Below are 23,040 nucleotides of genomic sequence, written 5' to 3' on the forward strand. Positions count from 1 at the left end.
GAAGCGACGAAGCAATCCATTCCTCCGCTTGTGGCGCTATGGATTGCTTCGCTTCGCTCGCAATGACGACTGTGGTCAAAACCCAAACCCCAATTGCGTCGCCTTCGGCCTGAATCGTTCCGCCAGCTTCGCCCCGTCGAGCAGATGCGGCTGCGGGCGGTGATCGCTGAGAACGATGAACGGCAGCGCCTTATTCCTCGGGATGTGCAGCCGGGCGAGATCGGCCGCACGGATCGATGTGACGCGGCGCGTGGCGATGATGCGATCGACGGCCTTGCGGCCGAATCCGGGCACGCGCAGCAGGTCCTCGCGGCTGGCCCGGTTCACATCGAGCGGAAACCGGTCGCGGTGCCGCAATGCCCAGGCGAGTTTTGGATCGATATCGAGCGGCAGCATGCCGGCGGCTTCGTCGACGATCTCGCCGACGTCGAAACCATAAAACCGCATCAACCAGTCGGCCTGATAGAGCCGGTGCTCGCGGACCAGCGGAGGAGCGGCCAGCGGCAACGCGCGGCTGGCATCCGGGATCGGGCTGAAGGCGGAATAATAGACGCGTTTGAGTTTGTAGGAGCCATAGAGATTGGCGCTGGTATGGAGAATGGTTTTGTCGTCGGCCGCATCCGCGCCGATGATCATCTGCGTGCTCTGGCCGGCCGGAGCGAAGAGCGGCGGCTTTGCCTTTGTTACGGTCTTGTTGTTGTTATTGTTGTCCTGCGCTTCATCGAGCTTGAGCCGCAATCGGCCCATGGTGCGGCGGATCGCGCGCACGTCTTTTTCCGGCGCGAGTTTGGCAAGGCTGGCTTCCTCGGGCACTTCGATGTTGATGCTGAGCCGGTCGGCATATCTGCCGGCCTCGGTGATTAGCGCATCATCGGCTTCCGGAATGGTTTTCAGATGAATGTAGCCGCGGAAGTGATGCTCCTCGCGCAGTTTTCTCGCGACAGAAACGACCTGTTCCATGGTGTAGTCGGCGCTGCGGATGATGCCGGAGGAGAGAAACAGGCCTTCGATGTAATTGCGGCGATAGAAGTCGATCGTCAGCTTCACCACCTCGTCGACGGTGAAGCGCGCCCGCGGCACATTGCTGGAGGTGCGGTTGACGCAATAAAGGCAATCGTAGTTGCAGGCATTGGTGAGCAGGACTTTGAGCAGCGAGATGCAGCGGCCGTCCGGCGCGTAGGAATGGCAGATGCCCATGCCGGGCGAGGTCGAGCCGAGGCCCTTGCCGTCGCTGGAATCCCGCTTCTCGGTGCCGCTGGAGGCGCAGGAAGCGTCGTATTTGGCGGCATCGGCCAGGATTTCCAGCTTGCGTTGCACGTCCATCCTTGAATCCCTTTGATTCCGCTTATGAATCGCCTGAGTAGTAATCCCGATTGACTCTGCCGGGCCTGTTAGCTTTATATTAGAACATATCATGAACAAATGAACCAGCAGCGGGTTCATTTCAAAACCAGCAATGGCCCACAATTTCCAAGGAGCGGCGCATGACCGGCGCGCGCATGAGCACGCTTGCAAGTTTGCGCGGCCGCATCGAGCGCATCGAGGCGGGCGCGGATACGCATGCGCTTCACAAAGTGGCGCTCGGCCATGCCGAGGCCGATGCGACGCTGTGCGGCGGCCTTGCCCGCGCCGCGGTGCATGAAGTCTTCGCCGAAGGACATCAGGGTGCGGCGGCGACGGGATTCATCGCGGGCCTTGCGGGACGGGTGACATCGCGCCGGCCGCTGGTCTGGGTGCGGCAGGATTTTTCGGAAATCGAATCCGGCGCGCTGTCGATGAGCGGGCTCGCCGAACTCGGCCTCGATCCGCGGCTGCTGGTAACCGTGCGCGCCGCCGATGCCGACGCGGCGCTACGGACCGCCGCCGACGCGCTGGCCTGCGATGCGCTGGGCGCCGTGGTGCTGGAAGTCTGGGGCGAGCCGCGCCAGCTCGATCTCGTCGCCAGCCGCAAACTGACTTTGGCAGCGCAGGCTTCCGGCGTCACCGCATTGCTGTTGCGGCTGGCGGCGACGCCGCAGCCCTCGACCGCGGAGACAAGGTGGATCGTGCGCGCGGCGCATTCGCCGCCATCAGCACCCTGGCATGCGTGGGGCGCGCCGGTGTTCGACGCCGAGCTCGTTCGTAACCGTCATGGCCCGGTTGGGCGGTGGATCATGGAATGGAAATGTGATGAGTGCCTTTTCAGCGAACCGGCGAATTCTCAGCCTCTGGCTGCCACGCCTGCCCATCGACCGCATCAAGCGGCAGCTTACGCAGGGCAGCGCAGAGCGGGTTGAAAATAATTTTCACCACGCGGATGCTGCGCCGCCCCCTCTCCCGCTTGCGGGGGAGGGTCGGGGTGGGGGTGTCTCCGCGAGTCATGCTGTTCGTGTGTCCCCGCGAGCGGGAGAGGTGCCAGCCCCCACCGTCGTCGTCGCCAAGCAAAACAACGCGCTGCAGATCTATGCGCTCGACGATCTCGCGGCGCGCTCCGGCCTCGAGATCGGCCTGCCGCTCGCCAATGCCCGCGCGATCTGTCCGGAATTGACGGTGTTCGATGCCGATCCGGTTGCGGACGCCAAGACGCTGGGCGATATCGCCGACTGGTGCGATCGCTTCACGCCGCTAGTGGCGCTCGATCCCCCGCACGGGCTGTATCTCGACATCACCGGCTGCGCCCATCTGTTCGGCGGCGAGCGCGCGCTGCTGCAGACCCTGTGCGGCGCGCTGACCCGCAGAGGCTTTGTCGTCAGCGCTGATATCGCCGGCACCTCGATCTGCGCACGTACGATGACGCGCCATGCGTCGGGGAAAATCATTGCCGATGGCGAGGAGGCCGACGCCGTCGGCCCGCTGCCGGTCTCGGCGCTCGGCGCCGATAGTGCGATCACCAGCGGCCTGCGCCGCGCCGGACTGAAAACCATCGGCGACGTCGCCGCGCGCGCCCGCCACGAGATCACGGCGCGATTTGGCGCCGGCTTCACGACTTTGCTCGAACACGCGCTGGGGCAGGGCGATGCGCCGATCAGCCCGCGAAAACCCTTGCCGGATTACATCGTCGAAAAACGCTTTCCCGAACCTGTTGCCACCGACACCGTGATCGCGATCAACCTGTCCTCGCTCGCAGGCATGCTGGTCACCGCGATGGACAAGCAAGGCAAGGGCGCGCGGCGGCTGGAAGCGAGTTTCTTCCGCACTGACGGCGCGGTGCGCAACATTACGGTCGATACCGGCCGTCCGGTGACCAAGCCTGAGGTGATCGACCGGCTGTTTCGCGAGCGGCTCGATGCCTTGAACGATCCGCTCGATCCCGGCTTCGGCTTTGACCTGATACGTCTGTCCGCCAGCCGCACCGAAATCGTGGTGCAGCAGCAGCGCGATCTCGACGCCAATGTCCATGACAATGACGAACTGGCCGCCCTGATCGACCGCATCGCGGCGCGGATCGGGGGAAAGCGGGTGGTCGTGCATCTGCCGCAGGACACCCATATCCCGGAACGCGCGGTGCTGGCGGTATCGGCGCAGCATCATCTGGCGGCCGCGACAGAGGCCGCCTGGCCTGATCGTATCGCGAGCGAGCCGCCGCTGCGGCCGCTGCGGCTGTTCGAAAGACCTGAGCCAATCAACGTGCCGTTTGCGTCCGTGCCCGACGGGCCGCCGCATCAATTTACCTGGCGGCGCGTCACCCATGCGGTGGTGCGGGTGGAAGGCCCCGAACGCATCGCGATGGAATGGTGGAAGCAGAATGGCGAGGCGCTGACGCGGGATTATTTCCGCATCGAGGACGCGGAAGGGCTGCGGTTCTGGATTTTTCGCGATGGGCTTTATGAGGGCGAACTCAAAAGCGACGAGGAGGGTGAACCCGTTCTGCCCAAATGGTTCGTGCACGGGCTGTTCGCATGAACAGCCCCGGTGTGCCAGCGCCTGCCTATGCCGAAATCGGCATCACCACGAATTTCTCCTTCCTGCGCGGCGGATCAGATCCGCGCGCCTATGTGCAGGAGGCGAGCCGGCTTGGTATTCCCGTGATCGGGATCGCCGATCACAACACGCTGGCCGGCGTGGTGCGCGCCTGGAAGGAGCTCGACAATCCCGAACTTCTGCACAAGCCAAAGCTTCTGATCGGCTCGCGCCTCGTCTTCATGGACGGCACGCCGGATATTCTGGTCTATCCGCGCGACCGTGCCGCCTATGGCCTTCTGTGCCAGTTGCTTACCCGCGGCAAGCGCGGCGGCGATACCGAGCGGATCGCCAAGGGCGAGTGTCATCTGAAACTGGATGACCTCCTGGAATTTTCCGAGGGCCAGCTCTTGTTGCTGACGCTGCCGCATCGCTTCGACTCGGCGGAAGCCTTGAAAATTCTGGACCGCCTGAAGGCGAGCCGCGCCGATGGCGTGTGGCTGGCCGCAAGTCTCCTGTACCGCGGCGACGATCGCCGCCGGCTGGCGCGGCTGCATCTGATATCGCTGACATCAAAGGTGCCGCTATTGGCGACCAACGAGGTTTTGTATCACGATGCCGCGCGCCGTCCGCTACAGGACGTGCTGACCTGCATCCGCGAAAAGACGACCATCGAGGCCGTCGGCAAGCGGCTCGAGGCCAATGCGGAACGCTATCTCAAGCCGCCGCACGAAATGGCGCGGCTGTTTCGCGATCTGCCGGACGCGATCGCCGAGACCATGCGCTTTGCCGGCCGTATCAATTTCTCGCTCGATCAACTCAAATATCAATATCCGGACGAGCCGGTGCCGCCGGGCAAGACCGCGCAGCAGCATCTGGAAGATCTGACATGGCAGGGTGTTATCAGCTATTTTGGTGGAGAGATCGATGACACGCTCCGCGCCACCTTGCACAAGGAACTGGCGCTAATCGCCGAGCTCAACTACGCGCATTATTTTCTCACCGTGCACGACATCGTTCATTATGCGCGTAGCCAGAACATCCTCTGCCAGGGCAGGGGATCGGCGGCGAATTCGGCGGTCTGCTATGTGCTCGGCATCACCTCGGTCGACCCGACCAAGGTCGATCTGTTGTTCGAGCGGTTCATTTCCAAGGAACGGCTGGAGCCGCCCGACATCGACGTCGACTTCGAGCACTCGCGACGCGAAGAGGTGATGCAATATGTCTACCGGCGCTACGGCCGCCATCGCGCCGCGATCATTGCCACCGTCATCCATTACCGGCCGCGCAGCGCGATCCGCGATGTCGGCAAGGCGCTGGGGCTGACGGAGGACGTCACCGCGGCGCTGGCCGATACGGTGTGGGGCAGCTGGGGCAAGGGCCTCAACGAGATGCAGGTCAGGCAGGCCGGGCTCGACCCTGCGAATACGATGATCGAGCTCGCGGTGGCGCTTGCGGCCGAACTGATCGAATTCCCCCGGCATTTGTCGCAGCATGTCGGCGGCTATGTGCTGACGCAGGACCGGCTCGATACTTACGTGCCGATCGGCAACGCCGCGATGGACGACCGCACCTTCATCGAATGGGACAAGGACGACGTCGACGCCCTGCACATGATGAAGGTCGACGTGCTGGCGCTGGGCATGCTGACCTGCATCCGCAAATGCTTTGATCTGATCGCCGATCACAAGGGTGAGCGATACGAACTGGCCGATATCAAATCGGAGGACGACGACGAAGTTTATCAAATGCTGCAGCGGGGTGAATCGCTCGGCGTGTTCCAGGTCGAGAGCCGCGCCCAGATGAACATGCTGCCGCGTTTAAAACCGCGGACCTTCTACGATCTCGTCATCGAGGTCGCGATCGTGCGGCCCGGCCCGATCCAGGGCGACATGGTGCATCCCTATCTCAAGCGTCGAAAAATGCGGCCTGAGGATATCGAATATCCCTATCCGAAGGGCGGCAACAAGGATGAGTTGCGCAACGTGCTGCACAAGACGCTGGGCGTTCCCTTGTTCCAGGAACAGGCGATGCGTATCGCGATCGAGGCGGCGGAATTTACCTCCGAGGAAGCCAACGGATTGCGCCGCGCCATGGCAACGTTCCGCAATCTCGGAACCATCGGCAAGTTCGAAGCCAAGATGGTCGGCAACATGATCCGCCGCGGCTACGATCCCGAGTTCGCCAATAATTGCTTCAACCAGATCAAGGGTTTTGGCTCTTACGGTTTTCCGGAAAGCCATGCCGCGAGTTTTGCGCAGCTCGTCTATGTCTCGTCATGGCTCAAGCATTACCATCCCGATGCGTTCTGCTGCGGGCTCTTGAACTCGCAGCCGATGGGCTTTTATGCGCCTGCGCAGATCGTCGGCGACGCCCGCAAGAACGGCGTCGAGGTGCGCGGGATCGACGTGTCACACAGCTTTGCGCAGAACACGCTGGAACAGGGCGAAGGGAAATATTGCGCCGTGCGGCTCGGCTTCCGGCAGATCGATGGTTTCAAATGGGCCGATCCGGATGAGGAGGGATTGAAGGCCCTCCAGTCGTCATTCCGGGGCATCGCGTCAGCGACGAACCCGGAATCCATTGTACCGCATCCGCGTAGCAAGATGGATTCCGGGCTCGCGCTACGCGCGCCCCGGAATGATGGTGGGACCGACGACTGGGCCGACCGCATCATCGCCGCCCGAACGCGCCGTCCCTTCACCTCGCTGGAAGAGTTCGCCCGCGACACCGCACTTCCAAAACGCGCGTTGATCCTGCTGGCGGATGCCGATGCGTTCCGTTCCCTCGGGCTCGATCGCCGCGCCGCGCTGTGGGCGGTGCGCCGGCTGCCCGACGATGTGCCGCTGCCGCTGTTCGAGATAGCGGTGGCGCGCGAGCAGCCGGACGAAAACGCCAAACCGCTGCCTGACATGCCGCTGCCGGAGCAGGTGGTCGCCGACTACCAGACCATCCGGCTGTCGCTGAAGGGCCATCCGATGGAATTTTTGCGCGCGAAGTTTTCAAAGGAGCGCATCGTGCCTTGCGAACATATCGCGCATCGCAACGACCGGCGTCATGTCCGCTGCGCCGGCGTGGTGCTGGTGCGGCAGCGTCCGGGCAGCGCCAAGGGCGTCGTCTTCATGACGCTGGAGGATGAAACCGGGATCGCCAACATCGTGGTGTGGCCGGCGGTGATGGAAAAGTACCGCAAGGAAGTGATGGGCGCGCGCCTGATCCTGGTCGAGGGCTACATCCAGAGCAGTCCGGAACACGTGACGCATCTGGTCGCGCAGCGGCTGTTCGACCGCTCGCACGATCTGATCGGTCTGGCCAACGATGCACTCAGCCGCAAGCATCCGGTGCCGGCGGGCCCTGCGCTGATCGAGCCGCTCAACGACGACCGCCGCGACCACCCCGAGACATCGGCGCAAAAGATCCGCCATCCGCGCAACGTCCGCATCCTGCCGCCGTCGCGGGATTTTCATTGAGGTGCGGAGCCAAGACCCGCCTTAAAACGGCACGCCTTAAAACGGCATGCCGCAAAAATGAAATGGCCGCTGGAGGTGAATCCAGCGGCCGCCCGGGAAGAACAAAATTGATTGTTTAAGAATCCTCTAGCCCCCGGTGACCTTAATTTTAGCCGACGCGATGCGATGCTTCGAGTCAAAATTGGCCGACCTGCTGCAGAAGCGCTGGTAACGTTACCTGCCGGTCTCACCCAAATGGGGGTGGCGTTGGAGGGTTCCTTGTCGGAACCTGCAGCAGCGCAGAATCGGGTCGGTGGAACTCGTCTTGCACGCCGGTTTCGAAGCGCGTGGCGGAAGTGGCATAGGCTGACCAATGGGGACGAAGGTGGACGTTGGCCGGTTGCAGTCGATCAGCAACCGGCTGGGCGATGCAGTGATCGATCCTGCGATGTGGCCTGCCTTGATGCAGGACATTTGCAGCGCCAGCAACTCAGCGGCGGCATGCCTGCTTCAAAGCGACGTCCGGACGCCCGACGTGCCGATGACGGAGTCCGGGCGGGAATTTTTCAAATCCTATTTCGACAATCGCTTCCACGAAAACGACATCCGCGCGGCGCGCGGCGTGCCGTTGTTGCTCGCGGGCCGTCAGATCGTCAGCGACCAGGACATCTTCACCTCCGAAACGGAAATGCTTCGCGATCCCCTGTATGCGCATGCGAACAATTTCGGGCTGCGCTGGTTTGCGGTTATCGGATTTTTTGCAGGCTCCGCGTTGTGGGGCTTTTCCATCCAACGCACGATCGGTGAGGGAGCTTTTGACGAATCCGAAAAGGCGGCGCTCGCCGGCCTGTCCCAGCGATTGACGGAGACCGCCACGCTTTCCACTGCTGTCGGAAGGGGCGTGCTGTCCGGCATCACCAATGCCTTGGCCTTCATCAAGCGCGCCGCGATCGCGCTCGACCGGTTCGGATCGGTCATCGACATCAATCCGTCTGCGGAAGCCGCCCTTGGCGGCGATATAAGGATCATCGGGCAGCGCCTCGTCATATCAGACAGGCGGGCCCAATCGACCTTCAATAATTTCCTCGACCGGCTGAGAACCGCCTCCGACGTCGATGCGCTGGGCGTCGCGCCCATCGTGGTCCGCCGCGCCGGCAAGCCGCCGATCGTCGTCCGTGTGCTGCCGGTCGACGGCGCGGCGCGCAGTCCGTTTCTCGGGGCCCGCGCCATTCTCATCCTCTCCGGCTTCGATGAAGGCGAGGCCGAACAGTTGGCGATGCTGCGCCAGGCCTTCCGCCTGACGCCATCGGAAGCGCGCATTACCCTGTGTCTGGCCGGCGGCAAGTCGCTGGAAGAAGTCGCGCAGGAAATGGCAATAGCGCATGAAACCGCACGGTCGCATCTGAAGGCAATCTTCCGCAAGACCGAGACCCACCGGCAAGGCGAGCTGATTGCGCTGGTCAGCCGCCTGCGATAAGGCGTTGACCACACGCCGCCTGCGAAAAGGCCGAATGGGGGTTTCATGATGGCTCGATTGGCCGCGCCGGCCATGCTGGTTCTGATCGCCACCACCTTGGCCGCGTATGCCCAGCCCGCTGACAAGCGAACATGGCGGCTCCGGACCGTGGATGGCCAATCCATGCTGTCCTACGGCACCGACAACGCCGAAGACACCCCGATCACGTTCCGTTGCAAACCGGGCCAGGGCGTCGTGAAGGTTTTCATCAACGAGACCGGCGCCGGCGTGAAGCCGCGCCAGGCGATGTCGGCGTCGCTGATCGCCGGGAGCGTCACCGCGAAACTGCAAGGGCGGACGCTTGTGAACGAGGAAGCCGGCACGCCGAGCTTCGATGGCTCGCTTCCGGGCAGCGATCCGCTGTTCCCGGCGCTGCGGCAGGCGAAGTCGCTGGTGATGGTGGTGGGACCTTCGCGCCAGCAGGTCCCGCTTCGCGAACTCGGCGAGAAGGCGGACAAGTTCGAAGGCCTGTGCCGGAAGCGCGCGTGAAAAAGGCCGCCAGGCGAGGCGGCCTCATTCGTGACCGGTGGAACTTGGCGGCCCGTCGCCGCCGAGACCAAAATCGTGCGCAAATCGAGAAGTGTTAGTGGTAGGTGCCGAGCGTCGGCCGGGTCCAGATGTCCTGCATGATCCATCCGCCAACGGCACGCTCCGCAAACATCTTCGCAAGCCTGGAGTCCATCGCGCCGCCCACCACGATCTCGAGCTGCGCATCGTCGATCAGGGCCGACTGGTTGTTGCGATCTGAGTTCCTGGACTTGGTCATTGTCGTCTCCCGTTTTCCCTGCAGCGGGACCATTCCCGCCATCCCTGATGACAGGGATACGACGCGTGCCGGGGCACCACCGTGACGCGTGTCACACAGCAAACGGGCTGTCTCGCGGCGCTAACTGACCGCTGCAAACAGCCCTTCCGGTTCCTCCAGTTCGACCAACTTCTTCTTTTCGATCAACCAGAAACGATTGCCCACCGTCCGCACGAAGTTGCGGTCATGTGACACCAGCAGGCAGCTTGCCTGATGCACCATCAGTTCAGCCTCCAGGGCTTCCTGCCCCTCGATATCCAGATGATTGGTGGGTTCATCGAGCAGATAAAAGTTTGGCTGGGCAAGCCGCAGCAACAGCATGCCCAGACGCGCCTTCTGTCCGCCGGAAAGCAGGCCGATCGGACGTCCCTGCATCTCGATCGAGAGGCCGGCACCCGCGAGCAACGTGCGCGCACGCTGATCGCCGACATCGAAGCGGCGGATGATCGTGTGTGTCGGAGTGTCGGCATCAGCAAGACCGGCAAGAGCCTGATCGCAATAGCCGAGAACGAGCGACTGCGTGGCCTTGATGCCGGCGTGCACCCCGTCTCGATTTTCGATTGCCGCGCGCAGCATGGCGACGAACCGGGTCTTGCCTGCCCCGTTCAATCCCAGCAACACGATCCGGTCTCCCTTGCAGATGAACTGCTTGCCGGTCCGAAACAGCAGCCTGCCATCCGGCGTCTCGACCGTGGCGTCGTCCAGCGTCACCATCACCTTGGCGTGGGTTCCGCGATTGGCAAGCCTGATTGTGCCTGCGGATCGTTCGAGATGCGCGGGCTTTGCTGCATCTTCCAGTTTTTCGGCCCGCTGCTTCAACTGCCTGGTTTTTGACAACAGCAGGTCGCTGCCGGAATTGATGCCGATGTTGTTGAGCTTCGCAGCCTGCTGGCGCAGCTGTTGGGCAGTCTTGAGGTCATGCTGGTAGCGCCGCTCGTCGGAAGCGTCCACTTCGCGGAGTGCGGCGCGTGCCCGTGTATACGGCAATGAAAACAGCTGCGACTGCTCCGGCCGCAGGAACAGCGTCCGGTTCGTGGTCGCATCGAGAAAGGCGCGGTCGTGGCTGGATATGACGACGGGCATCTCGCGCGGCAGCGCGTTCAGCCAGTTTTCAAGCTGGCTGATCCTGGTGAGGTCGAGATGGTTGGTCGGCTCGTCGAGCAGCAGCACGTCGGCCTCCGTCATCAGCACGCGCGCAAGCATGGCAAGCCGCTGCCAGCCGCCGCTCAACTGTTTCAGCGGCCTCTGCCGCAACGCCTCGGGCACCCAAAGCGATTCCAGGGCAACATCGACCCGCCAGCGTTCGCTGTGGCGTTGTTCGGCGGAGAGCGCCTCGAGCACGGCTGCATAGAGGGGGGTCTCCATCAGAGCTTCCGGCACGTTCTGCTCGACACAGCCCACCGTCAGCCCGCGCGATCGGGTGATCTCGCCCTCGCTCGCTTCCATGGTGCCGGCCATGCAGCGCAGCAGGGTGGATTTGCCACGACCGTTGGCAGCGACCAGCCCGATCCGGTCGCCGGGATTGACGACGAGGTTCAGCCGGGAAAACAGCGGCGCGCTCAGCGTCACGCCGAGATTGCGGATCGTAATAAGCGTCATGATCGTTCTCTGGTCTTGCCGGCGATCACGATATCCGGGGCACGCAGCCATCGTCGGATGTCGGTGTCAAAGCGCGGCGATGAATGAGAATGCAGGCGCGAGCGTTAGGAACGCGCAACGCCGCATGGCCACGAAGGGCAGACCAGGAAGAAGTTCAGAAGTCTCTGGTCAGCCCTGCAAACGCATTTGCAGGGCGTTGACCGGGCCACGCTGGCGATAGTGCCGGAAGAACGTCATCATCGCGCGGCCCTCCTTTCTCGGTTGAGTGACGTCAAAATAACGCGCTCCGCACAGGAGAGCAAGTCTCGTCGAGTCAATCGTCAAGTCAATCCCGGCAACTGGCGACGGGTAACGTATCAGAAATTCACCCGGTTCGAGATCGCGCCGTCGACGATCAGGTTCGACCCCGTCGTGAAGGAAGACGCCGGGCTTGCGAGGAACACGGCGGCATTGGCGATTTCCTGCGGCGTCGCCATGCGGCCGGTCGGGTTACGCGTTAGCGCGTCCTGATAGCGCTTCGGCATGTTCTGCTCGATCAAGTTCCAGACGCCGCCCTTGAAATAGACCGTGCCCGGCGACACCACGTTGACGCGGATTTTCTTCGAGGCGTATTGCCGCGCCAGGCCCTTGGCCATGTGGACCAGCGCCGCCTTGATCGGACCGTAGGAGCTGGCGTTGTCGGCCTGTGCCGCCGAAACCGACGAAATGATCACAAAGGCGGCGTCGCCGCTCTTCTCGCCGCTCGCTTCGAGGAACGGCCGCGCGGATTCGAATGCATTGACGGCGCCCAGCACGTCGAGCCGGAAATTCTGCTCCCAGGATGCGGGATCGCCGCCTTGCGCCATGGCGCCGGCATTGGAGAACAGCATGTCGATGCCGCCGAGTTCTGCAGCTGCGCCGCCGATCCATGATTTCAGCGCCGCCGCGTCGGTGATATCGACGGAAGCGCCGGTGGCCTTGACGCCCCGCGCTTTCAGTTCTGCAACGGCGCTTGCGACCTGATCGGCGTTACGCGCGCAAACCGCGACATTGCCGCCTTCGCCGGCCAGCGTGTCGGCAATCGCCCGCCCAATGCCGCGCGTGCCGCCAAGTATGACGGCGTTTCTTCCCTTCAAGCCCAGATCCATTTTGTTTTTCCTTTTGTTGGCGATCGACACTGTAGCAGAACATCGGGGAATGACAGCTTGATTTGCATGTCGTTCTCTCCTCGTCATTGCGAGCGCAGCGAAGCAATCCATATTGCCTCAAGCCGTGCCATGGATTGCTTCGCTGCGCTCGCAATGACGGTCAAGTGCGGCAAAATAGCCCGACGGGCAAATCAGTTCTGATTTACGGAAATCGTGTCAAGCCCCGAAATAAAAAATAATTCTGTTTACCGGAAGACAAATCAGGGCCATATCTTGGCCATCCCGTCCTACTCAGAAGGGCGTCGGCCGTCGTCACGGACGTTGGGCGGGTTGCGATGGACGCTGGTTTACGCTGAGACGATGGCGTGGACTAAGCGTACGGCAAAACCGTGTGGTCCTGGCACCCGTTGCAGGTGTCAAGCTGTCGGGTAGGCGAGAGCTGAACGGCGGCGACGGAGTCAACCAAGAACTCGTCTCCGGGGAGAGCACGGCATAAGCCGTAAAGCCATTGCGCAGGGAAGGCCGGGTGTTCACCGCTGCCCTGTATGCTCGTGTGCAGCCTTTTTAGTGCAAACCGCACACGGGACCGCGGGTGCAGCGCGCACCCGGTCTTCCCTGCGCCCTCAGTTTGATGAGGGCGGGAAGTTTCTGGCAAAGCTCGGGCGCAATGCGTCGCGAGAATGCGGCCACACATCCCCGTCGTCCCGGACAAGCGAAGCGCGATCCGGGACCCATAACCACAGGGAGAAGTTTTGCGAACGATCTCTGTTACCAAGCCTTATCGAGAGATCACGCGGTATGGGTCCCGGCGTTCGCCGGGACGACGTGCGGAGCGATTGCGCAATTACGCAACTAGGCTGGGACGACAGCGAGGCTACTCCGGCGCCGCGCCGACCGGCGGCCCGCCTGGCGGCCGGTGCAGGAAGGTGATCGTCGCATAGGCGCCGACCCACGAACCGACGGCCGCAAACACCACATAGACCCAGTTCTCGGTGTAGCTGATGACCGCATAGGACGAGAGCACATACCAGACGCTGCTCCAGGTCGCCGCCGGCACGCGCTTGCGCGCCACCACGGCCGAGGTGAACATGACATAGACCGCATCGGTGGCGGCGGTTGCGAGCAGGACCGCACCGGCGGTCAGGGGGTCGACGGCGGCCATTGCAACTCCTCTAAAAATTAGACACAGCTTTTGAAAGGCCAGGAAAGCGACGCTCATGAAAAGCATAAGAGAAATTCTCGGCGATATCTGGACCTCGGCCGGCGGCGAAGCTTCCGCGCTCGATACCATCCAGCTGACCGGCGAAGAGTCGCAGCTGCCGTCGTCATTTCGCGTCGCCGCCGCCGCGCAGGCCAGCGTCGCCGCAACGGGGCTTGCTGCCGCCGGGATATGGAAATTGCGCAGCGGGCAATCGCAGGACGTTACCGTCGACATGCGTCACGCCGTGGTCGAATGCCGTTCCGAGCGTTACCTGCGCGTTGACGACAAGCCGCCGCCGCCGGCCTGGGACGCGATCGCCGGCGTCTACCAGACGCGCGACGCGCGCTTCGTGCGGCTGCATACCAATTTCCCGCATCACCGCGACGCCGTCTGCAAGGTGCTGAACTGCAAGCCGGAGCGCGACGAGGTCCAGGCCGCGCTGATGCAATGGGATGGCGAGGCGTTCGAGACCGCGGCCTATGCCGCTGGCGGCGTGGTGTCGATGATGCGTTCGTACGACGAATGGTCGGTAACGCCGCACGCCAGGGCGCTTGCCGGATTGCCGCTGATCACAATCGAGAAGATCGGCGACGCCGCGCCAAAACCGTGGCCGAAGGGCGATCGGCCGCTCGCCGGCCTTCGCGTGCTCGATCTGTCGCGCGTGATCGCGGGTCCCGTCGCGGGTCGCACGCTCGCTGCCCACGGCGCCGACGTGCTGTTGATCTCAGGTCCAAATCTGCCGGCGATTCCCTGGCTTACGATCGATACCGGGCGCGGCAAGCTGACGAGCTTTGTCGAACTCAAGAGCGAACAAGGCCGCGCGGTGTTTCGCGATCTGGTGGCGCAGGCCGATATTATCTCACAAGGCTACCGGCCGCTTGCGATCGCCGGCCTCGGCTTCGCACCGGAAGAGGCGGCCCGTATTAGTCCGGGGATCGTCTATGTGACGCTGTCGGCCTATGGTCATGCCGGTCCTTGGGCGGAGCGCCGCGGTTTCGACTCGCTGGTGCAGACGTCCACGGGCTTCAACCATGCCGAAGGGCAGGCGGCGGGCGTCGACGGGCCGAAAGAGCTGCCGGCGCAGATGCTGGACCACGCCACCGGTTACCTCATGGCGTTCGGTGCCATGATGGCCAAGGCGCGGCAGTCGCGCGAAGGCGGCAGCTGGCACGTTCGGGTGTCGCTGGCGCAGACCGGTCGGTGGCTGTGGAATCTCGGTCGCGTCGCCGATGGCTTCAAGACCGGGGATTTGAAGGGGGAAACCGTGATGCCCTTTATCGAGGAGGTGGCTTCCGGCTTTGGTGCACTGCGGTCGGTCCGGCACTCGGCGCTGTTGTCGAAAACCCCAGCGTTCTGGGCCCGCCCGGCGATGCCGCTTGGCAGCCACCCGCCGCAATGGCCGGCACGCGAGTAGGTATTTTCAGCCGCCGTTCAGGCAGACCTCTCCAAAAATTAACGGCCGTGCTCGTTTTTTAGCTTGTTTGGAACTCCGATTAGGCACTATTAGCGGGTGAGGCAAATTGTCGCCATTGCTGAGTTGAACAGACCGCATGCGTAGCAAATTGATTAAGCAATTACAGATGCTTAGCCGCCGGCGACCGGCGCTGGTGATAGCCTTGCTCGCGCTTGCAGGCGCGGGCGTCTATGGATTCCTGCAGTTTAGCGCGACCCAGCCCAAGCATTCCGAAGTGTCCAGTCAGTCCCGCAAGGGAGGACAGCAGCGCTACAAGCTGTCGCCAGCCGAATGGGCCAGCCTGACCATCCAGCCCGTTGCCACGCGGGGCTTCCGGGCCGAGCACGTCACCGAAGGCAAGATCGCGATCGACGAGGATCGCTCGACGCCGGTGTTCTCTCCCTATGCCGGCCGGGTCACCCGGCTTCTGGTCCGGCCCGGCGATAATGTCGTCAAGGGTCAGCCGCTGTTCGTGATCGAGGCTGCCGACAACGTGCAGGCGCAAAACGATTTCATCGGCGCCATGAGCGCCATGAACAAGGCAAAGTCGGCGCTCGATCTGGCGCAACTGCAGGGCCAGCGCGCCAAGGATCTGTTCGAAGGCAAGGCCGTTCCGCTCAAGGACTATCAGCAGAGCCAGGCGACGCTGATCCAGGCGCAGAACGACATGCGCTCTTCGCAGACGGCGATGGAGGCGGCGCGCAACAAGCTGCGGATTCTCGGCCTCACCGACGAGGACATCGCGACCTTCCAGGAAAAGGGCCGCATCAATCCGGAAACCACCATCTTTGCGCCGATCGCCGGCACCGTGGTCCAGCGCAAGATCGGCCCCGGCCAGTATGTGAACTCCGGCGCCAGCGATCCGGTCTATGTCATCGGCGATCTCTCCACCGTCTGGATGGTCGCCTTCGTGCGCGAGACCGACGCCGCCAATGTTGCGGTCGGGCAGGACGTCGCGTTCAACGTGCTGGCGTTGCCGAACCAGGCGCTGTCGGCGCGCGTCAATTACGTTTCCACCGCGATCGATCCGGCGACGCGCCGGCTGCTGGTCCGGGCCACCGTCGACAACGCCAATGGCGTGCTCAAGCCGGAAATGTTCGCCAATGTGACGATCTATTCGGCCAGCGATCATCCGGCGGTCGGGGTGCCGAAGACGGCGTTGATTTACGAGGGGGATCAGGTCCGGATCTGGGTCGTGCATGACGACCATACGATTGAACTCCGCCAGATCAAGGCGGGCCTTGCCAATGGCGATCTGGTCGAGGTGGTCGGCAATCTGAAGCCCCGCGAGCTGATCGTGACAAAGGGCGCGCTGTTCATCGACCGGGCCGCGTCCGGCAGCTGATCTCCCGCTCTACTCACTGAAAGCTTCGATCTGAATGGATCGCCTCGTCGCCCTTGCCGTCAGCCGCCGCTATTTGATGGTCGGCATGTTCGTCGCGGTAATGGTCGGCGGCCTGATCGCGTTCAAGCAGCTCAACATCGAGGCCTATCCCGATCCGACCCCGCCGATGGTCGACATCGTGACGCAAAGTCCGGGCCTGTCGTCGGAGGAGATCGAGCGCTACATCACGATCCCGATCGAGACCCAGGTCGCCGGCATCAAGAACCTGCGTACCATCCGCACCATCTCGCTGTACGGCCTGTCCGACGTCAAACTGCAGTTCTCCTTCGACTACACCTATGAAGAGGCGCTCCAGCAGGTATTGAACCGGCTGTCACAGCTCGCGCCGTTGCCGGGCAACGTGCAGCCCGGCATTTCGCCGCTCAGCCCGATCGGCGAAATCTATCGATACCGGCTGAAAGGGCCGCCGAACTACAGCGTGCTCGACCTCAAGACGCTGCAAGATTGGGTGTTGCAGCGCCGCTTCCGCGCCGTGCCCGGTGTGATCGACGTCACCGGCTGGGGCGGCAAGACCAAGACCTATGAGCTGCAGGTCGACTTCAACAGACTGGTCGCCAACGGCCTGACGCTGCCGCAGGTGCTGCAGGCCGTCAGCAATGCCAACATCAATGTCGGCGGCAACACCGTCAATATCGGCGCGCAATCAGCCGTGGTGCGCGGCGTCGGCCTGATCCGCTCGATCGACGACCTCAACAACACCATGGTGTCGCAATCGGGCGGCAATCCGGTGCTGGTCAGCGACATCGCGCATGTCACCATCGGCGAGAAGCCGCGGCTCGGCATTGCCGGCCTCGACCAGGACGACGACATCGTGCAGGGCATCGTGCTGATGCGGCGCGGCGAGCAGAGCACGCCGACCATCACCCGCGTCGAGCAGCTGGTCGCTTCCATCAACAATTCCAGCATCCTGCCGCCCGGCGTCAAGATCGAGCGGATCTATGACCGCAAGGACCTGATCGACATCACCACCCACACCGTGCTGCACAACATGGTGGTCGGGATCATCCTGATCGTGCTGCTGCAGTGGCTGTTCCTCGGCGACCTCCGAAGCGCGCTGATCGTCGGCGCGACGATCCCGTTCGCGCTGTTCTTCGCCGTCATCATCCTGGTGCTGCGCGGCGAATCCGCCAATCTGCTCTCGGTCGGCGCGATCGATTTCGGACTGATCGTCGACGCCACCGTGATCATGGTGGAGGCGATCTTCCGCCGGCTGTCGCAAACCACGGCGTTGTCGGAGGCCGAGCGCAGCCAGATCTCCTTTGACACCACGATGGGCATGAAGAGCCACGCCATCCTCTCCGCTTCCGCCGACGTGTCGCGCTCGATCTTCTTCGCCGCCGCCATCATCATCGCCGCCTTCCTGCCGCTGTTCACGCTGAGCGGCGTCGAAGGCAACATCTTCGGGCCGATGGCGCGGACCTATGCCTACGCGCTGGCCGGCGGCTTGCTGGCGACCTTCACCGTCACGCCGGCGCTGAGTGCCATCATCCTGCCCTCGCATATGGAGCACACCGAAACCTGGATCATGCGGCAGCTCGACCGGCTCTATCTGCCGGTGCTGAAATGGGCGGTCGCGAACCGCAGAATCGTGATGGCCGGTGCTGCGGTCCTCGTGATCACGACCATCGTGTTCGCGCGGCTGCTCGGGCTCGAATTCCTGCCCAAGCTGGAAGAGGGCAATCTGTGGATCAGAGCCACGCTGCCGCCGACCATCTCGCTGCAGGAAGGCAATACCTACGTCAACGAGATGCGGAGGATGATCCGCAGCCGCCCCGAAGTGGAATCGGTGGTGTCGCAGCACGGCCGCCCCGACGACGGTACCGACGCCGCCGGCCTGTTCAATGCCGAATTCTTCGCGCCACTGAAGCCGGCCAGCGAATGGCCCAACACCCATGACAAGGACGAACTGACGGCGCAGTTGCTGGCGCAGTTGCAGGAAAAATTCCCCGGCGTCGAATTCAACTTCTCGCAATATCTGCAGGACAACGTCTCGGAGGCGGTCTCGGGCGTCAAGGGCGAAAACTCGATCAAGCTGTATGGCAACGATCTGCAGGCGCTGACCGACACCGCCAACAAGATCAAGTCCGTTCTCGCCACCGTGCAGGGCGTCACGGATCTCGCGGTATTCACCTCGCTCGGCCAGCCCACCGTCCAGATCGATGTCGATCGGGCGCGGGCGGCGCGCTACGGCCTGTCGCCCGGCGATATCAACGCCACCATCAAGGTCGCGGTCGGTGGCGACACCGCCGGCGACATCTATGAACCCGGCAGCGACCGGCATTTCCCGATCATCGTGCGGCTGGCGCCGGAGTATCGCAAGAGTGCCGAGGCGATCCACAATTTGCGGATCGGCGTCGCCGGACCGGGCGGTGCGATCACGCAGATCCCGCTCAGCGAGGTCGCGTCAATCAATTTGATCTCGGGCGCCGCCTATATCTACCGCGAAGGGCAGGAACGCTATCTGCCGATCAAGTTCTCGGTCCGCGAGCGCGATCTCGGGAGCGCGATCCAGGAAGCGCAGGACAAGGTCGCAAGCCGGGTCCAACTGCCGCCGGGATCGCGGGTCGAGTGGGTCGGCGAATTCGGCAATCTGCAGGACGCCATCAAGCGGCTCTCGATCGTGGTGCCGATCAGCCTGGCGCTGATCGCGGTGCTGCTGTTCTTCAATTTCGGTTCGATGGTCGATACATTATTGGCGATGAGCGTGATTCCGATGGCGATCTTCGGCGGCGTGCTCGGGCTGCTGATCTCGGGGATTCCGTTCAGCGTGTCGGCGGCGATCGGCTTCATCGCGCTGTTCGGCATCGCCGTGATGGACGGCATCATCATCCTGTCGCAGTACAATCAATTGATCGATGAAGGCTATGAGCGGATGCGCGCCGTGATCCGCACTGGCGAACTGCAATTGCGGCCGGTGCTGATGACCTGCGTCGTCGCGGGCGTCGGCTTGCTGCCGGCGGCGCTGTCGGCGGGGATCGGTTCGCAGGTGCAAAAGCCGCTGGCGGTGGTGGTCGTCACCGGCATGATGCTGGCGCCGATCGTCATCCTGATCACGCTGCCGGTGCTGATCTCGGTATTCTCGCGCCGGGCGCGCTGAGGGGAGCGGTGGTTGCGGAATTAGGACCGCGACCCGCTCCGGCACACGGAGCGGGCGGCGATCTTGAGAACCTCAGAACCCGTAAAGCCGCGCCGGATTGTCGACCAGGATCTTCTTGTGCACGGCGGCATCCGGCGTCCACACCGGAAGCTGGTTGAGCAGGCGTCCGTCGTCGATCTGGAACAGCGGCGTCACGTCGGTAACTTGTTTGCCGGCGGGCGTCACCGAGTCCGGATGCGGCCAGTCGGTGCCCCAGATGATGCGGTCGGCATTGGCCGCGATCAGCGCCTGGGCGAGCGGGGTGGCATCGGCATAGTCAGGCCCCAGCTTCGAGGCGCGGTAGGCGCCGGAGATCTTCACATGGGCCTTGCCTGATTTCACCAGTTCCACCAGATCGGCAAAGCCGGGCTGGCCGACACCAAGGGCGGCCTGCGCGCCGCCGAAATGGTCGAACACGACCGGCACCGGCGACGTCGCGACCAGATCCTTGATTGCCGTAATCATCGCAAGGCTGGTGAACAGCTGCACATGCCAGCCGCGCGCCTTGATGCGTTCGACGGCGGCGGTGAACCGCGGCCGGCCGACGGTGGGATCATTGACGCCGCCGGTGGCGAGGTTGAGCCGGATGCCGCGGATGCCCGCCTTGCCCATGGCGTCGAGATCGGCTTCCGATGTCTTGTCGTCGATCACAGCGACACCGCGCGCGGTCGCGCCGCGGGCGGCCATGCCGAACAGGGTCGCGGAGTTATCGGGCCCGTAAATGCTCGGTGTCACGATCACCACGCGTTCCATCCTGATCGCCTTGTGCAAGGCGGTCATCTCTTCCGGCGAGGCCAGTTCCGGCGTGTAGACGCGGCCGGCGAAGAACGGGAATTTCGCAGGGTCCGGATGGATATGGGTGTGGCAATCGCAGGCGCCCGCGGGAATGTCGAAATTCACCGGCGTCGCCGGCTGGGCTGCCTTGGCAAGGACGGTTCGGCTGTTCATGGTCACTCCGGCGGCGATCGAGGCAAGCATCATACTGCGTCGCGTCAGCATTGGCGTTCTCCCTGTGCGTTTCGTGTTGTTGATTGTCTGCATCTCGACGGGGCGCGTGGCCGGTCGATCTCGATAGCGTTTCCTACTTAGTGCGCCGGGCGTTGTTCGCCGCGGCCGTGTGCGAGACTATAGAGCTGCGCGCGTTGCGGGAAGGGCGATTGCTACGTGGGATTGATATGGCCGCCAATCGCGTGGCGCACTTCTCCGACAAGCTCCGGCAACGGCCGCGATCCGTCGAGGCGCAGAACCGGGCAGGGCAATGCGGCAAGCCAGGCCTGGTGCCTCGCCAAATTGCGGCTCACGTTGCCTTCCTCGTAGCCGGAAGCCCATTCGATGAATTCTTCGGTCGCCTTATGCCGCCATCCGCCAGGAGCCACGGCATTAGTGCCAAAATGCGTGGCTTCACGGGCACGCAGCCGCTGCAGGCGTACCTCGCGCGGGGTGACGAGGAAGACCACCAGATCGAAATCGGAAATCAGCCCGTCGCCCCAGCCATTGAGCGATCCGCTCAGCACCCAATCCGCACACGGCAGAAATATCTCGCGCATCAGCTCCAGGCGCTCGCTGGCCTCGCGCATTACCCGATAGGGCGGAATGGTCGGTCGCCAGAAATAATCGTCGGTGTCGTGATGCGGCATCGCCAGCGAATCGGCCAAAGCTCGGCCGAGGCTGGTGACGCCCGAACCCGATGCACCCATGATGTGTATGCGGCAGCTTTTCATCGCAATATCAAGGCTTAGCGTTTCAGTAAGCTCGGCAATCCATCGAACCATAAGCCGCGCCAATTTGACTAATTATCGGCCCGCCCGGACTATCAGTCATCATCTGGAATCAATGCATGCGAAAATTTTCACAGAAGTTCAAAACCGGGGCGTCCGTCGCCGCGGTGGTCGTGGTGCTGTTTGGCGTTTACGGCTACCGCAAACTGCAGGCGCTTGCCGCCGATCCCAGCGGCGAAAAGGATTGCGGGCCGGCGGTGGGGGGTGGCGAGCAGGCCAAGATCGATCTGGAGCGGATCAAGGCGATTGCACCGCTGAAAGACGTAAAATGGTCGCAGCTCGGCGGCAGCATCAATGATGCCAGCTGTCTCAACAAGACCGAAATCTACGGCGTGGTCGAGGTGCGCAGCGTTGACGACATCACCAAAACGCTGACGTTTGCGCGCGACAACAAGCTCTCGGTCACGACCGCCGGCGTACGCCACAGCATGGGCGGGCAGGCGTTCCGCAAGGGCGGCATCGTGCTCGACATGCGTGGTTTCAACAAGATCGTGCTCAACGAGAGCCGGCGATCCATCACCGTGCAGCCAGGCGCGACCTGGCACGACATCCAGAACCTGCTGCACCCGCGCTTTGCGGTGCGTGCGATGCAGTCGACCGATATTTTCAGCGTCGGCGGTTCGATCTCGGTCAATGCCCACGGCATGGACCATCAGGCCGGCGCGCTCCGCAAATCGATCAAGTCGATGCGCGTAATGCTGGCGGACGGTACGCTGCGCACGGTGTCGGAAACCGAGAACAAGGAGTTGTTCAACCTCGTGGTCGGCGGCTACGGCCTGTTCGGCGTGATCGTCGAGGCCGAACTCGATATCGCCGACAACCTGGTCTACCAGACCGGACGCCGCATCATGGACTACAAGGAGTTTCCGGGGCTGTTCGCCAAGGAGATCGAGAAGGATGCCAATATCGGCCTGATGTACGGCCACCTCTCAACCGCGCCGAGCAGCTTCCTGCAGGAATTGCTGCTCTATACCTACACCAAGGTCGACGGATCAGATTTCAAGCGCGAACCGCTTGGCGAGGTCTCGGGCACCAAGCTGCGGCGGCTTACGATCAACCTGTCCAAGCAAGGACCGCTGTTCCAGGAGATGAAATGGCTGTCCGAGAAGCACATCGAGCACCGGATGGAAACCTGCACGGTGACGCGGGCGCAGGCGATCGGATCGGCGGAGGCCTGTCTCGTCAACCGCAACGACCCGATGCACGATTCCGTGCCGTATTTGCGCAACGCGCTGCCCAACGACACCGACATCCTGCATGAATATTTCATCCCGCGCAGCCAGTTCGTCTCCTTTGTCGACGGCATGCGCAAGGTGCTGACCGACAACAAGACCAATTTGCTGAATGCCTCGGTGCGCATCGTGCATCAGGAAGACAACTTCCTGACCTATTCGCCGGAGCCGGCATTCTCGCTGGTGCTCTACATCAACCAGACCACGGATGATGAAGGCAACAAGCGGATGAAGAAGGCGACCGAAGAGCTGATCGATCTCACGATCGCGCACAAGGGCCGGTTTTTCCTGCCCTACCAGCTCTATTATTCGAAGGATCAGTTGCAGCGGTCGTATCCGCAGATCAACGACTTCTTTGCGGCGAAGCGGAAGTATGATCCGGCGGAATTGTTCACCAACACGTTCTATCAGAAGTACGCGTCCTAGCGTGGCGAGCTCTCATCTCCGTCATGGCCGGGCT

At 62.9% G+C, this 23,040-nt stretch carries 16 protein-coding genes; 9 read left to right on the forward strand and 7 right to left on the reverse strand.

What is annotated here, in order from left to right; genetic code table 11:
* Positions 1–75: 75 nt before the first annotated feature.
* Positions 76–1,323, reverse strand: a complete 1,248-nt coding sequence (locus JQ611_RS05430) for a putative DNA modification/repair radical SAM protein (protein ID WP_212265454.1) — start codon at positions 1,321–1,323, stop codon at positions 76–78.
* Between the two features lie 161 nt (positions 1,324–1,484).
* Here JQ611_RS05430 and JQ611_RS05435 point away from each other — a divergent pair, with 161 nt between their 5' ends.
* The 5 genes from JQ611_RS05435 to JQ611_RS05455 all read left to right on the forward strand — a co-directional run bounded on the left by JQ611_RS05435 (position 1,485) and on the right by JQ611_RS05455 (position 9,333).
* A complete protein-coding gene (locus JQ611_RS05435) occupies positions 1,485–2,276 on the forward strand; it encodes an ImuA family protein (protein WP_212464735.1) in 792 nt (263 codons plus the stop codon).
* Entirely contained in the window at positions 2,170–3,882 is a 1,713-nt protein-coding gene (locus tag JQ611_RS05440; protein ID WP_409411252.1) for a Y-family DNA polymerase, read from the forward strand. Before JQ611_RS05435 ends, JQ611_RS05440 begins: the two co-directional genes overlap by 107 nt.
* Positions 3,883–3,893: 11 nt before the next feature.
* Positions 3,894–7,349, forward strand: a complete 3,456-nt coding sequence (locus JQ611_RS05445; protein ID WP_212464793.1) for an error-prone DNA polymerase — start codon at positions 3,894–3,896, stop codon at positions 7,347–7,349.
* A gap of 352 nt (positions 7,350–7,701) precedes the next feature.
* Positions 7,702–8,805 carry a helix-turn-helix transcriptional regulator gene (locus tag JQ611_RS05450; protein ID WP_212385671.1) on the forward strand — a complete coding sequence of 368 codons (1,104 nt, stop codon included), beginning with the start codon at positions 7,702–7,704 and terminating at the stop codon, positions 8,803–8,805.
* Between the two features lie 45 nt (positions 8,806–8,850).
* Positions 8,851–9,333 (forward strand): hypothetical protein, encoded by a 483-nt coding sequence (locus JQ611_RS05455; RefSeq protein WP_212265449.1) that lies wholly within the window; start codon positions 8,851–8,853, stop codon positions 9,331–9,333.
* Positions 9,334–9,427: 94 nt separating this feature from the next.
* Here the strand turns inward: JQ611_RS05455 and JQ611_RS05460 are convergent, their stop codons facing one another.
* The 4 genes from JQ611_RS05460 to JQ611_RS05475 form a co-directional block, all read right to left on the reverse strand.
* Complete coding sequence (locus JQ611_RS05460; protein WP_212385669.1) at positions 9,428–9,610, reverse strand: hypothetical protein; 183 nt, start codon at positions 9,608–9,610, stop codon at positions 9,428–9,430.
* A 120-nt stretch (positions 9,611–9,730) separates the two neighbouring features.
* Positions 9,731–11,248, reverse strand: coding sequence for an ABC-F family ATP-binding cassette domain-containing protein (locus JQ611_RS05465; RefSeq protein ID WP_212464737.1), 1,518 nt, complete (start codon positions 11,246–11,248; stop codon positions 9,731–9,733).
* Positions 11,249–11,604: 356 nt separating this feature from the next.
* The gene (locus JQ611_RS05470; protein WP_212464738.1) at positions 11,605–12,375 is read right to left on the reverse strand and encodes an SDR family NAD(P)-dependent oxidoreductase; all 771 of its coding nucleotides are present in this window, start codon (positions 12,373–12,375) and stop codon (positions 11,605–11,607) included.
* Between the two features lie 874 nt (positions 12,376–13,249).
* Positions 13,250–13,537 (reverse strand): hypothetical protein, encoded by a 288-nt coding sequence (locus JQ611_RS05475; protein ID WP_212464739.1) that lies wholly within the window; start codon positions 13,535–13,537, stop codon positions 13,250–13,252.
* Positions 13,538–13,592: 55 nt separating this feature from the next.
* Between JQ611_RS05475 and JQ611_RS05480 the strand changes: the two genes are divergently transcribed.
* The 3 genes from JQ611_RS05480 to JQ611_RS05490 all read left to right on the forward strand — a co-directional run bounded on the left by JQ611_RS05480 (position 13,593) and on the right by JQ611_RS05490 (position 19,531).
* Positions 13,593–14,990, forward strand: a complete 1,398-nt coding sequence (locus JQ611_RS05480; RefSeq protein WP_212464740.1) for a CoA transferase — start codon at positions 13,593–13,595, stop codon at positions 14,988–14,990.
* A 136-nt stretch (positions 14,991–15,126) separates the two neighbouring features.
* Positions 15,127–16,374 (forward strand): efflux RND transporter periplasmic adaptor subunit, encoded by a 1,248-nt coding sequence (locus JQ611_RS05485; RefSeq protein ID WP_212464741.1) that lies wholly within the window; start codon positions 15,127–15,129, stop codon positions 16,372–16,374.
* 34 nt (positions 16,375–16,408) lie between these two features.
* The gene (locus JQ611_RS05490) at positions 16,409–19,531 is read left to right on the forward strand and encodes an efflux RND transporter permease subunit (RefSeq protein ID WP_212464742.1); all 3,123 of its coding nucleotides are present in this window, start codon (positions 16,409–16,411) and stop codon (positions 19,529–19,531) included.
* 72 nt (positions 19,532–19,603) lie between these two features.
* Here JQ611_RS05490 and JQ611_RS05495 read toward each other — a convergent pair whose 3' ends face one another.
* Positions 19,604–20,569 carry an amidohydrolase family protein gene (locus JQ611_RS05495; RefSeq protein ID WP_212464743.1) on the reverse strand — a complete coding sequence of 322 codons (966 nt, stop codon included), beginning with the start codon at positions 20,567–20,569 and terminating at the stop codon, positions 19,604–19,606.
* A gap of 161 nt (positions 20,570–20,730) precedes the next feature.
* On the reverse strand, positions 20,731–21,291 hold the full coding sequence (locus JQ611_RS05500; RefSeq protein ID WP_212464744.1) for a hypothetical protein: 561 nt from the start codon (positions 21,289–21,291) through the stop codon (positions 20,731–20,733).
* 116 nt (positions 21,292–21,407) lie between these two features.
* On the opposite strand from JQ611_RS05500, the gene JQ611_RS05505 reads away from it, so the two are divergent.
* On the forward strand, positions 21,408–23,006 hold the full coding sequence (locus JQ611_RS05505) for an FAD-binding protein (RefSeq protein ID WP_212412584.1): 1,599 nt from the start codon (positions 21,408–21,410) through the stop codon (positions 23,004–23,006).
* The last annotated feature ends 34 nt before the right edge of the window (positions 23,007–23,040 follow it).

Source organism: Bradyrhizobium sp. AUGA SZCCT0182, assembly GCF_018130185.1.
GTDB lineage: Bacteria > Pseudomonadota > Alphaproteobacteria > Rhizobiales > Xanthobacteraceae > Bradyrhizobium.